Annotated in this window: 10 protein-coding genes and 4 pseudogenes; 6 read left to right on the top strand and 8 right to left on the bottom strand. The window is 54.7% G+C overall.

Translation table 11 applies throughout. The annotated features are described in order from the left end of the window. Window positions 1-40: 40 nt before the first annotated feature. Window positions 41-2,251, top strand: a complete 2,211-nt coding sequence (parC, locus tag AB2L51_RS04620; RefSeq protein ID WP_395581600.1) for a DNA topoisomerase IV subunit A — start codon at window positions 41-43, stop codon at window positions 2,249-2,251. Between the two features lie 12 nt (window positions 2,252-2,263). On the opposite strand, the pseudogene AB2L51_RS04615 reads toward parC, so the two are convergent. Both AB2L51_RS04615 and AB2L51_RS04610 read right to left on the bottom strand, forming a co-directional pair. After that, window positions 2,264-2,488 (bottom strand): annotated as a pseudogene (locus tag AB2L51_RS04615) (transposase); the annotation flags it as partial. Continuing rightward, a pseudogene (locus AB2L51_RS04610) lies at window positions 2,489-2,620 on the bottom strand (IS630 transposase-related protein); the annotation flags it as partial. Between the two features lie 259 nt (window positions 2,621-2,879). Here AB2L51_RS04610 and AB2L51_RS04605 point away from each other — a divergent pair. The 3 genes from AB2L51_RS04605 (at window position 2,880) to AB2L51_RS04595 (ending at window position 4,672) form a co-directional block, all read left to right on the top strand. Then, complete coding sequence (locus AB2L51_RS04605; protein WP_395581601.1) at window positions 2,880-3,254, top strand: hypothetical protein; 375 nt, start codon at window positions 2,880-2,882, stop codon at window positions 3,252-3,254. Window positions 3,255-3,715: 461 nt separating this feature from the next. Next, the gene (locus AB2L51_RS04600) at window positions 3,716-4,192 is read left to right on the top strand and encodes a lysozyme inhibitor LprI family protein (RefSeq protein ID WP_395581602.1); all 477 of its coding nucleotides are present in this window, start codon (window positions 3,716-3,718) and stop codon (window positions 4,190-4,192) included. 39 nt (window positions 4,193-4,231) lie between these two features. Continuing rightward, window positions 4,232-4,672, top strand: a complete 441-nt coding sequence (locus tag AB2L51_RS04595) for a hypothetical protein (protein ID WP_395581603.1) — start codon at window positions 4,232-4,234, stop codon at window positions 4,670-4,672. On the opposite strand, the pseudogene AB2L51_RS04590 reads toward AB2L51_RS04595, so the two are convergent. The 3 genes and pseudogenes from AB2L51_RS04590 to AB2L51_RS04585 all read right to left on the bottom strand — a co-directional run. Then, window positions 4,608-4,892, bottom strand: a pseudogene (locus AB2L51_RS04590) (transposase); the annotation flags it as partial. The gene AB2L51_RS04595 and the pseudogene AB2L51_RS04590 overlap by 65 nt on opposite strands. Further along, window positions 4,887-5,024 (bottom strand): annotated as a pseudogene (locus AB2L51_RS15370) (IS630 transposase-related protein); the annotation flags it as partial. The pseudogenes AB2L51_RS04590 and AB2L51_RS15370, both read right to left, overlap by 6 nt. A gap of 572 nt (window positions 5,025-5,596) precedes the next feature. Further along, window positions 5,597-6,226: a TetR/AcrR family transcriptional regulator gene (locus AB2L51_RS04585; RefSeq protein ID WP_395581617.1), complete on the bottom strand. Its 630-nt coding sequence runs from the start codon at window positions 6,224-6,226 to the stop codon at window positions 5,597-5,599. A gap of 108 nt (window positions 6,227-6,334) precedes the next feature. Between AB2L51_RS04585 and AB2L51_RS04580 the strand changes: the two genes are divergently transcribed. After that, window positions 6,335-6,901, top strand: coding sequence for a hydrolase (locus tag AB2L51_RS04580; RefSeq protein WP_395581604.1), 567 nt, complete (start codon window positions 6,335-6,337; stop codon window positions 6,899-6,901). 317 nt (window positions 6,902-7,218) lie between these two features. On the opposite strand, the gene AB2L51_RS04575 is transcribed toward AB2L51_RS04580, so the two are convergent. Next, complete coding sequence (locus AB2L51_RS04575) at window positions 7,219-7,992, bottom strand: arginyltransferase (RefSeq protein WP_395581605.1); 774 nt, start codon at window positions 7,990-7,992, stop codon at window positions 7,219-7,221. A gap of 73 nt (window positions 7,993-8,065) precedes the next feature. Further along, window positions 8,066-9,070, bottom strand: coding sequence for a porphobilinogen synthase (hemB, locus tag AB2L51_RS04570; RefSeq protein WP_395581606.1), 1,005 nt, complete (start codon window positions 9,068-9,070; stop codon window positions 8,066-8,068). 461 nt (window positions 9,071-9,531) lie between these two features. Here hemB and glyA point away from each other — a divergent pair, with 461 nt between their 5' ends. Beyond that, a complete protein-coding gene (gene glyA, locus AB2L51_RS04565; RefSeq protein ID WP_395581607.1) occupies window positions 9,532-10,821 on the top strand; it encodes a serine hydroxymethyltransferase in 1,290 nt (429 codons plus the stop codon). A gap of 318 nt (window positions 10,822-11,139) precedes the next feature. Here the strand turns inward: glyA and AB2L51_RS04560 are convergent. Beyond that, on the bottom strand, window positions 11,140-12,078 hold a 939-nt coding region (locus AB2L51_RS04560; protein WP_400920900.1), incomplete at its 5' end, for a M14 family metallopeptidase.

The raw sequence follows: 12,078 nt of genomic DNA, 5'->3' as shown, positions 1-12,078 counted from the left end.
ATGACCATCACACATCGCACCGTTTTATCTGGGGCAGAGCATGAACGAGACATTCGAAGGCCATATTGAGGAGACAAAACTGGCAGATGCGCTAAGTGAGCGCTATCTGGCCTATGCTTTGTCCACCATCATGTCACGCTCGCTGCCAGATGTACGTGACGGGCTCAAGCCCGTGCACAGGCGGCTGGTTTACGCCATGCACCAGCTTAAGCTGGACCCGACATCGGGGTTTAAAAAATGCGCGCGTGTTGTGGGGGACGTCATTGGTAAGTTCCACCCCCATGGTGATGCCTCGGTTTATGAGGCGCTGGTCCGTCTGGCTCAGGATTTTGCGGCTCGCTACCCGCTGGTGGAAGGGCAGGGCAATTTTGGCTCGATTGATGGCGATAATGCAGCCGCCATGCGGTACACGGAATCCCGCCTGACTGAAGTGGCCGTAGCCCTGCTAAACGGGATAGAGAGCGACGCGGTCGATTTTCGCCCCACCTATGATGGTGAGGAGCAGGAACCCGTGGTGCTGCCAGCAGCGTTCCCCAACCTTCTGGCCAATGGTGCTGCGGGTATTGCCGTGGGTATGGCCACCAGCATTCCCCCCCATAATGCGGCGGAGGTGTGCGCGGCCGCGGCGCTGCTGGTGCGGAACCCTGCTGCAACCACGCAGGACCTGCTGGCCCTTATGCCGGGGCCGGACTTCCCCACTGGTGGGCTGATCGTGGAGGATGCCTCGGCCATTCTGCAGGCGTACGAGACGGGGCGAGGGGGCTTCCGCATGCGTGCACGCTGGGCTGTGGAGCAGGGGCGGTTTGGCATATGGCATATTGTCGTGTCGGAAATACCGTACCAGGTGCAGAAGTCCCGCCTGATCGAACAGGTGGCAGACCTGCTGGAGCAGAAAAAACTCCCGCTGCTAGGCGATATCCGCGACGAAAGCACGGATGAAATCCGCCTGATTCTGGAGCCAAAGACACGCGGGATCGAACCCGAAGTGCTGATGGAAACCATGTTCCGCGCCACGTCGCTGGAAAGCCGCTTTCCCCTGAACATGAACGTGCTGGGGGCGGACCGTTCCCCCGGTGTGCTGGGGCTTAAGCAGGTGTTGCAGGCATGGCTGGACCACCGGCACGAAGTGCTGGAACGGAGCAGCCGCCACCGCCTTGCCGCCGTGGAAAAACGGCTGGAAATTCTGGCAGGCTTTCTCATCGTTTACCTCAATCTGGATGAGGTCATTCGCATTATCCGTGAGGAGGATGACGCCAAGGCGAGCCTGATCGCCACCTTTGGCCTGACCGACATGCAGGCCGAATCCGTGCTGAACATGCGCCTGCGCAGCCTGCGCCGCCTTGAGGAAATGGAAATCCGCAAGGAGCATGACGCCCTCGCCGCCGAAAAAGCCGGACTGCTCGCACTGCTGGGCGATGAAAAACAGCGCTGGAAGCAGATCGGGCAGGAACTGGAGGGTATGGTCAAGGCGTTTGGCAAGGGCCGTGTTGGCCCACGGCGTAGCACCATTCTGTCTGCTCCCAAGCCGGTTGACATTTCGGTGGTGGAAACAGTGGAGCGCGAACCGCTGACCATGATCTTGTCCCAAAAAGGGTGGGTGCGCGCCATCAAGGGCCACAATGTTGATCTGGAAAGCCAGAAGTTCAAGGAAGGGGATGGCTTCAAGCTGGCTCTTCCGTGCCAGAGCACGGACAGGCTGTGCTTTTTTGCGACCGATGGCCGCGCCTTTACGCTCAAGGGCGTGGACCTGCCACGGGGGCGGGGTGACGGCCAGCCAGTACGTCTGCTTATGGACCTGTCCAATGATGAGGAACTGCTAGCGGTTTTTGTGCTGGAGGAAGGCGGCAAGCGCCTTGTGGCTTCCAGTGCGGGGCGTGGCATGGTGGTGGAGGATGATAACCTCGTCTCCGAAAAGCGTTCAGGTCGGCAGGTGCTCAACCTCAAGGGCGATGAGTCTGCCCAGTTGTGCATTCCAGCTCAGGGGGACCATGTGGCCGTGCTTGGGGATAACCGCCGGTTTTTGATTTTCCCGCTCGACCAGCTCCCCGTCATGGGGCGTGGTCTGGGGGTGGCGTTGCAGAAATACGCCGATGGCGGGAAGTTGCGTCAGGCTGTGGTATTTACTGCATCCGAAGGGCTGGTCTGGCCCGGAACCGTGCGAAACCGCGTCATGGCGGATTTGCAGGACTGGCTGGGCAAGCGCGCAGGTGTTGGCAAGCTTGCTCCCACATGGACGAACAAAAAAGCCTAGAGCGAGTCCACTTTATTCCGGTTCATATCCAGCGGCTGTCAAGAAGTTGGCGCATTTGTCAGGAGTGAAAGCATCCAGGACTGATCCGGCGGCGTCCCATAAGGTTGTGACGGTTCTTGCTGCCTTGGCGCGTAAAAGGGCCTTGAGTTTGACGAACGCCATTTCGATCGGGTTGAAATCGGGACTATAGGGAGGCAGGAACATCATCTGTGCCCCCGTCCGTTCGCCGCTTTCACGCTCACGCCGAAGCCACCGGATCGCTGTCGAAATCCCGATCCCGAAACGCTTCGCCAATGAACGCGCTGACCCGCCCGCTGCTCCGGCTTCCAGAACGCGCACCCGAAGATCATCACTCAATGCTCGCGCCATCACCATCTCCATCAATGAAAACGGTGAATCACAATCCATGCCCCATGTCACCCCACACAATTCATAGTTCAGTGGATGCGCTCTAGATTAATTTTTGAATTTGAGTTGCGTAAAAATAATTGACACTGAGCTCATAATGCATATTTGATAAAGAACAATAGCCTTTCTACGTCTATTGAAAGCTCCCGGCGTAGAGTATTCCCATAAAAAATATGTTTTCTGTTCGCGCTAATCGTGTGCGGCAGATTGGAGAGATATTGTGGCAACACATCAAACTCTAAAGAGATCTCGTGTCCCTCAAACATTGTCCGGACGTGCAAAAACTGGTTTTGAAAAATGGCAAGATACAATTAATGAAAGTCGTTATTCAGATCGTTGGAATGCATATGATTCAGATATAAAAAATATAGTTAATGAGTATAATCGTTATTTAATTAATACTCCAAACTACCGACCCTTGGATTGGAAAATAATTAAGGCAATGATCTGGGTTGAAACGGGAGGACCAGATAACCCTTCATGGCGTAGTAGACCTATGCAGATTGGAAATACACAAGACCCAGGTTTAAAAGCTTTTTTTCTGATAATGAGGGAGGCTATCTTATTGTTCCTCCTGCTTGGAAAGGGCGGTTAAATATAAATTCTGCTTTATCAAATCCGATTGATAATATTCGAATTGGTGTTGGGTTTTTATTAATGAAGCATGCCAATGAAGATATAAAAGTTGTAGTAGATGAGAATTTTAAAAAAATAGCAATATAGATGGAAAAATTCTCACAATAAAAGTTTATAATGAAAAAACACTGAATGAATTATCTAAGAAAATCGGCAGCACAGTTGAGGTTATGGAAAATATGAATCCCAATTTTTCTATCTTTAGATGTGGACAGATTTGGAAATATAAAAAATCTGCAAAAAAACGAGTTATTACAGGGTGGAAAAATTTAAATATTAATAGCGTTTCGGCTCTTTATAATCATGGAGATATAAATTATTATAAGAAACTGTTGTATGTGAGAGATTTTATAAAATAGAATTTTAAAAATTTTGCAACGTGGATCTAAAAAATGTATTTAACGAAAAGTAGTAATTTCCTTGAATGATGCAGGGTTAGATGGTTTTGGTGCTAGGTTCTTGATGATGAAAAATTTTAGCGGCTTTGTTTTTTGTATTATTTTTTTTGGGGGTATTGCCAATGCTGCCCCCAGTACTCAGGATTTATACAATCAATGTTCTGAAGATTTTTTTGTATCGTCAGATATTGTTGTTTGTCTGACGGGAAAGCTCGCTGAGAGTGAAAAATACCTTGCACGAGAGCAGAAGCACGCCATGATGGTTCTTGATCAATGGGATGTAGAGCAAGTCTATAAGGATGCAGCAAAGAAAAAGATTCTTGAAAGTAATCAAGAATTTGAAAAATATAAGAGAGATAATTGTAATTTTTCAATGTCTCTTATGGGCGGATCAGTCAGTAACTCTCACGAAATCTATGAAAAAGCATGTCGTGTGAGCCTTGATCTTCATTATATTGAGCAGATTGATGGTGACTTGCCGTTTGTGCAGTCAAGGTAATTAATTTAATTTTTTTCTATAAATAATGGAAATTTTTCAATGAGAAAAAATATTTTTTTGATGGTTTGTTGCTTCTCTATAGCGCCTGCTTTTGTTTGTGCAGAACCCAGTACAAATGATTTATCTCAAGCATGTTACCGCCAGTTTCGAGCGCTATCAGATGTCAGGCTTTGTGCGGAGAAAAATTTTGAAGCGAGTGAGAGACTGCTGGTTCAAAAAGAAAAGCAGGAGCCGAGGATGTTGGATACGTGGTTTGAGGAAGAGTATTTTAAGGGAGATGCCAGAAGATATATGTCGATAAGCAATCGGGAATTTGAAAAATATAAAAATAAATATTGTGATTTTTCAATGTCTGTTATGGGGGATGCAGAATCTGCCGCTCATGAAGTCCGCAGATTGTCGTGCTTGACGAGTCTTAACCTTCAGTACATTGCTCAACTGACGAAGGATTTGGCCTATACCCAGCGGAAACTGGAATAGTGCAGATGAGAAGGAATCTTCGCGGCCTGTAGGCGCATTCGTCAGGAGTGAAAGCATCCAGGACTGATCCGGCGGCGTCCCATAAGGTTGTGACGGTTCTTGCTGCCTTGGTGCGCAAAAGGACCTTGAGTTTGACGAACGCCATTTCGATCGGGTTGAAATCGGGACTATAGGGAGGCAGGAACATCATCTGTGCTCCCGCCCATTCGGCGCGTTCACGCTCACGCCGAAGCCACCGGATCGCTGTCGAAATCCCGATCCCGAAACGCTTCGCCAATGAACGCGCTGACCCGCCCGCTGCTCCGGCTTCCAGAACGCGCACCCGAAGATCATCACTCAATGCTCGCGCCATCACCATCTCCATCAATGAAAACGGTGAATCACAATCCATGCCCCATGTCACCCCACACAATTCATAGTTCAGTGGATGCGCTCTAGGCTCAGGGTTCATTGTTTGAGGTAAAAGACGAAGGCGGCGCGGCAGCATATGGATTGCTGATCGGCATGTACATCTGCGTGACAGGCGCGTCCGGAACGCAGAGACAGTCCCTGTCATTCTCCGTCCTGATAGAGTGGGGCGGGATATGATGGACGTACTGGCTCCCGCGTTAGCAATCTCCACCGTTCATGATGTGGAGTGGGTCAGGAAATGGACTGCATGACTTCTTTATTTTCCAGAAGATAATCAATAAGGAATAGGCATTTTTCGCGTTTCAGGTTGGTATTATCCAATTTTTGTCTTTGTTGTTTCTCTCAATGAGGAATACGTAATTCCCATCACGACAACGAAGTTTGGGATCACGTATTTCTTTTTCGAGGCCGTCTGCACATGCGTCTGGCTGTTTGAAAACGAGACAGGGTTTCATAAAAAGACATGATATCAAGAGAAGATATTGAAAAGTTTATTATAATCTGTCACGCGCTCTAGGTGCGGCGGAACGGTGCCAGCCGGTCCGAAAGATAGAGCCGGTTCATCCGGCGCAACTCGTTGGGAGCGTCTGGTGTCGTGGGCGCATCTTTTACGAGCATGCTTCGTAACATTTTCATGGTGTTCAGAACGACCGTTGCGATATCTCTCGCCAGTGTCTCATCCAGCCCCGGTGCGCAGACACGTAATGCCGCCGCAATTCCGGCTATGGCATGCCCTCGTGCGCAGTCACGGATTTCCATTCTGTCAGTCCGTGCTTCCATCAGCGCGGGTAATGATTTGACACGAGGGTGAAGCGTGACAAGTAATTCGATCAGCACATCGGCCAGTTCTTCTGGCGAAAGTCTGGTCGCACGCAGGGCAAGTGCTGCGTATTCCTCTTCCAGAATGGCGATATGCCGCTGCATCAGCGCGTCCGCCACAGATTCTTTGTTCGGAAAGAAACGATAGAGCGAACCGATCTTCGCCCCGGCGCGGGCCGCGATCTCCGCCATCGTTGTCGCTTCATAACCGCGCTCCGCCATAAGGTCGGACGCAGCCGCCAGCAGTTCCTCAACGCGCTGACGCCCCGTCGAGCGGAGTGGCTGGAGAGGCGTTCGTTTTTCTCTTGAAGTATTTGAGTCTATCCTCAAATAATCCTCCTGTTTGAGTGTGCACTCAAATTTCAACGTTTCTTGATGTCCCAGGCAATGCTTAGGGAAAGCACTTCGAACGTCAATAAGGAAGGTCTCATCATGCTTTCACTCCCAGCCAGCCAGACGGCTCTTGTCCTGATTGATCTTCAGAAGGGCATAACAGGGCTTCCTCTTGCACCAATATCGGGCGGAGAGATCGTCGAGCGATCGAAAAAAGTCGCGGCGCATTTCCGGGCTGCCGGTGCTCTCGTCATTCTGGTGAATGTCGCATTCGCACCCGATTTTGCCGATGCCGTGCATGGTGCGGTCGATCGCCCTGTTTCGTCACCAGACGGTTTCGCGCCAGACTGGAGCGAACTGGTTGACGGCCTTGCCGAAGCGGACGATCTGTTGGTCACGAAACGGCAGTGGGGGGCGTTTTACGGCACGGACCTCGACCTCCAGTTACGGCGGCGCGGGATCACAACCATCGTGCTCGGCGGAATTGCGACCAATATGGGGGTGGCGTCCACCGCTCGGGCGGCTCATGAGCACGGATACAACGTTGTGCTTGCCGAGGACATCATGTCCACATTCACATTGGAGATGCAGCGTTTTGCCTGTGAGGCAATTTTCCCTCGTCTTGGCCGCGTGACGACGAGCGATGCAATCATGCTGGACGCGTAAAAACAGGCTATCTGGTGGTGTATCGTGCGGTTTTCTGGCGGGATCGTCCATGAAAACCAGAGCATCGCCGCCAAGGCGGAGGGTGGGTAAACTGCTTTTCAAGATATGGAAAATCGTGAGTGCCGCAGCGGTCGGACCTTATCATGGCGCAACAGGGCGTCATAATCGTTCAATGTGCCGCTTCTGATCTTGTCACTGGCTTGCTGTCCAACATCCTGTCCAGCGCAATCAGTCAACAGCCCCTGAGCCCAAATTCAGCTCTGCTCACTGGGGGCATGAGCTGTGGAGCGTAAGCCTGCCAGTAAGGGGCGGGCGGGTCAGAATAATGGCGCATTGGGGAACAGGGCGTCCCGCGAGGTGTTGACAGGCTGCTCCGGGTCCAGTGGCTGCCATGTATCATCACGCAGGATTTCTGCCGGTCGGAAGCGGCTTTTGTACGCCATCTTGGGACTGCCCGGAATCCAGTAGCCCAGATAAAGATACGGACAGCCAAGCAGGAATGTCTGGTGGATAAGGAAAAGCACAACATAAACCCCCAGTGAACGGGTGGTCTGCTGTGGGTCGTAAATACTGTACACGGCCGAAAGCCCGTCATCGAGCGTATCGGTCAGGCTGACGGCGACCAGTTTGTTGTCTGGTGTGCGGAACTCTATGATCTGCGTGTCAACCGTTGTTTCCTCCACCATAATCCGGTAGTCGCGCGCGCTCATATGCGCCATTTCGCCATTCGCGTGGCGGGCGCTCAGGTACTGGCGGAACAGGTCGTACTGTTCGCTCGTTGCTATGGGGGGCAGCAGGGTCGCGCTAAGGTCCGTATTGCGGTTCCATACCCGTTTTTGTGTGCGGTTGGGGGTAAAGGCGGCAACAGGCAGGCGGATGGGAATGCAGGCCGAGCACCCCGCGCACAAAGGTGCGTAGGCCAGTGTGTGGCTGCGCCGGAAGCCCGTGGTGGACAGGCGGCTGTGCAGGGTGTCGGCATCGGGGACAGCCAGATCAACCAGAATTTTGCGTTCCATGCGCGCAGGCAGGTACGGGCATGGTTGTGCCGTTGTGGTATAAAAAAACTGCGGGTTGCGCAGTGGAGGCGTCATAATCGGCAATCCCGGATGCATGGCGGGCCGGTAGAACCGACCCGCTTATGCCCGGCATGGGCCAGGCGGTGGGTTACAGGCCCGATCTTTCCCGAATGTGCTGTGCAGCTTCAATGGCAAAATACGTGAGTATGCCATTGGCCCCAGCACGGCGGAAGGCCATCAGGCTTTCCATGATGGCACGGTCGCGGTCGAGCCAGCCATTGTTGATGGCTGCCATGAGCATCGCATATTCTCCCGAGACCTGATACGCAAAAGTCGGCACGCTGAACGTGTCTTTTACGCGACGGATAATGTCCAGATACGGCATGCCGGGCTTGACCATGACCATGTCGGCCCCTTCGGCAATGTCCATTTCCACTTCGCGCAGGGCTTCGTCGCTGTTGGCGGGGTCCATCTGGTAGGTTTTCTTGTCCCCTTTCAGCAGCCCGCCAGAGCCAAGCGCATCGCGGAACGGGCCATAAAAGGCGGATGCATATTTAGCCGCGTAGGACATGATGCGGGTGTTGATCAGGCCATTGCCGTCAAGGTCCTGCCGGATGGTGGCGATGCGACCGTCCATCATGTCCGAAGGGGCAATAATATCCACCCCCGCGTGGGCCTGATTAACGGCCTGCCGGGACAGGATCTGGACCGAGGCGTCATTGGCTACGTAGCCGTCCTCGATCACGCCATCATGGCCGTGGCTGGTGTAGGGGTCCAGCGCCACGTCCCCGATCAGGGCCATGTCGGGGAATTCCTTTTTCAGCAGTCTGGCCGCGCGACACATCAGGTTGTCGGGGTTGAGCGCTTCGGTTCCGGCATCATCACGCGCGTCCGTCGGGGTGATGGGGAACAGGGCAAGGGCTGGAATACCCAGCCTGGCAGCCGGTTCCACATGCCTGGCGAGCCGGTCCAGTGTGACGCGATGCGCGCCGGGCATGGAGGAAACCTCGGTTGTGACACCTGTCCCTTCCATGAAAAAAATCGGCCAGATCAGGTTGCTGATGCCCAGTGAGTTTTCGGCAACCAGACGGCGTGTAGCATCGTCAAACCGGTTGCGGCGCGGGCGGGTCAAAGGGAAACGACCAGCCATCATGGGCGGGATCTCCTTGCTCGGTGTTTGCCACGGGGCAGGCTTGGCCGGTTACCCATGACGGTACGGGGTGAACAAAACGGGGCAAGTATGCGCGCCTGCCCCTGTTATGCAACCCCGCCGCGCAAGGGTCAGCCCCGCGCGGTGTTGCCGTGCTCAGGACACGCGAATCCGCAGTTGATATGGGGGGCGTGCCGGGGAGCCATGTTTACGGTTTGTCCCAAAGAGGGCGTGGGCAAAAGTGCGGGGCAGAAAAAAGGGGAGAGTTCCGCCCTTTTTGCGTTTTTCTCCTGTCAGCTGTGCGTGGAACGGGGTAAGAGAGCACCCAGCGCTTGTGTCTGTTATAAAAAGCAGTGTGGAACATGGTCTGGCAAAGAGCGAGCCGGAACCGTATAGAGTGACCACCATCTGCCGCCCGGCAGGCATGTTGCCAAACGACAGTTTGATTTTGAGGGAACACCCGAATGAGCCACACGGATCTGGACCGTTTTTTTCATGCGCCGCTGACCCAGACGGATCCGGACGTTGCGTCCGCCATTGCCGCAGAGCTGACCCGCCAGCAGGACGGGATTGAGCTGATCGCCAGCGAAAACATGGCTTCCGAGGCTGTTTTGCAGGCGCAGGGCAGTGTGCTGACCAACAAATACGCCGAAGGCTACCCCGGCCGGCGCTACTACGGTGGCTGCGTGGAAGTGGACAAGGTGGAAACTCTGGCCATTGAACGGGCCAAAACCCTGTTTGGCGCAGCTTTTGCCAACGTGCAGCCGCATTCGGGCGCAAATGCCAATCAGGCCGCGTTCATGGCCATGGGCAAGCCGGGTGACACCGTTCTGGGCATGAGCCTTGCAGCGGGTGGGCACCTTACACACGGTGCCGCTCCCAACTATTCGGGCAAATGGTTCAATGCCGTGCAGTATGGCGTGCGCCAGCAGGACGGCGTGCTGGACTACGACCAGATGGAAAGCCTTGCGCGCGAGTACAAGCCCTCCATTATTGTGGCAGGTGGGTCCGCTTACCCACGGATTATCGACTTTGCCCGTTTCCGCCGCATTGCGGATGAAGTGGGTGCGCTGCTTATGGTGGATATGGCGCATTTTGCCGGTCTGGTTGCTGCGGGCCTGTACCCCAACCCGCTGGAATATGCGGACATTGTGACCTCCACCACGCACAAGACCCTGCGCGGCCCGCGTGGCGGCCTGATCCTGACCAACAGCGAAGCACTGGCCAAAAAGATCAACTCCGCCGTGTTCCCCGGCCTGCAGGGCGGTCCGCTCATGCATGTTATTGCCGGTAAGGCCGTAGCATTTGGCGAAGCCCTGCGCCCTGAGTTCAAGGAATACCAGAAAGCCGTGCAGAAGAACGCCGCAGTGCTGGCCGAAGTGCTGGTAGAACGCGGGTTTGATATTGTGACGGGTGGCACCGATTCCCACCTGCTGCTCGTTGACCTGCGGCCCAAAAAAGTGACCGGCAAGGCAGCGGAACAGGCTCTGGAACGTGCGGGTATTACAGCCAACAAAAACGCCATTCCGTTTGACCCGGAAAAACCCGCCATTACTTCTGGCGTGCGTCTGGGCAGCCCTGCCGCCACGGCGCGCGGCTTCCGCGAAGCAGAGTTCCGTCAGGTCGGTGAAATGATTGACGAAGTGCTGACCGCCCTTGCCGCCTCGGGTGGGGAGGGGGATACCGTCGTGGAAAACGCCGTGCATGAACGGGTTAAGGCCCTGTGTGCACGCTTCCCCATTTATACGCGCTAATCCGCGTTTAAACCGGTTCTGCCTTAAAAGGCGCGGGAGGTTTCTCCTGCGCCTTTTTTGCGTGTAGGGGCAGGCTCATCCGTTCTGGGTTTTCGGCACTTTCGGCCTGTGCTGCCCAATGTGCCACTCTGTTTATGGCAATAACTCCATGGATCTTATGGCAGTAATTCCATGGATCAGGTGCCCAGCACCGCACCCTTGGGCCTGTGCGACTGTGCCTGATGCTCAGACCATGCTGGCCGGACCTGTATGGAACTGGTGCGTCAAAACCCGTGCAGGTTCAGCTCTGGCGGCGTCTGTTCCGCCGTATCTGATTTTTTAAAGAATGCGCGCCAGCCGGACCGCCGTATGTCCCCGGCGGGGGCGCAGGTTGGGTATGACCAGCAGGCAGTTATCGTAAGGGGTGCGGATTTCGTCCATACCATCCACGGCAATCAGGGTGTGGGCGTGTTCAATAATATCTCCACCCGCATAGCGGCGCAGGAAGGCAAAGCCCGCGGTATGGGCTTCTACACAATCGGTCACCACGGCATTGATCCCGCTCTGGTGTGGGGTGCTGGGTAAGGGAGGGCCCATGCCATGCTCGGCCAGAAACGCGCGGGCCGTGCTCAGGCTGTGCTGGGCAGCGCTGCGGGTCCAGTGTTGCCCGGCTTCCAGCAGGCAGGCCCGTGCCGTGCCCGAAGGCGTGGAAAAACGTTCGTAATCAATCAGGCGTGGCCCGGTAGGGTGGCCCTGATCCAGCACAACCTGCAGGGGGCTTGCCTGCTGGCAGGCCAAAGTGCTGGCCATGCGCAGGTTGCGTTCCGCCATGCTGGTCAGCAGCAGGGGGGCGGAAGGCCATGTCATGGTGTGCAGGTCAAGCAGTACGTCCACTGTGTCAATCACGGGTACAAGCTCGCGCACGCGCTGCATTTCCAGAGATGTGTGTGTGGAGTGGATAAGTTTGGGTGCCCACAGCCTGTTCATGTCCTCCTCAATATAACGGAAGCGGGAGGGGTGGCGGGGGTCGAACGCTGCGTATGCATCCGGGTTAAGAAAAATCAGGCTCAGCCGCCCCCGTGTGGGGGTAGGGGGTGTTGCCAGCAGGTGGGTAAGGGCCATGGCCCCGGCATATTCGTTGCCATGCATCAGGGCTGTTATGGCAATGTGGGGGCCGGGTCTGTGGCTTTCAAAATGATGGACACCCCTTATGCCGCAGTTCCCCTGCATCCATGGCGTTATGTCCGGCAAGGGGTCCTGCGGTGGGGCGTGGGGGAG

The sequence above is a fragment of the Acetobacter fabarum genome, from assembly GCF_040702925.2.
Classification (GTDB): Bacteria; Pseudomonadota; Alphaproteobacteria; order Acetobacterales; family Acetobacteraceae; genus Acetobacter; species Acetobacter fabarum_B.
This window is presented reverse-complemented; position numbering and strand designations above follow the sequence as displayed.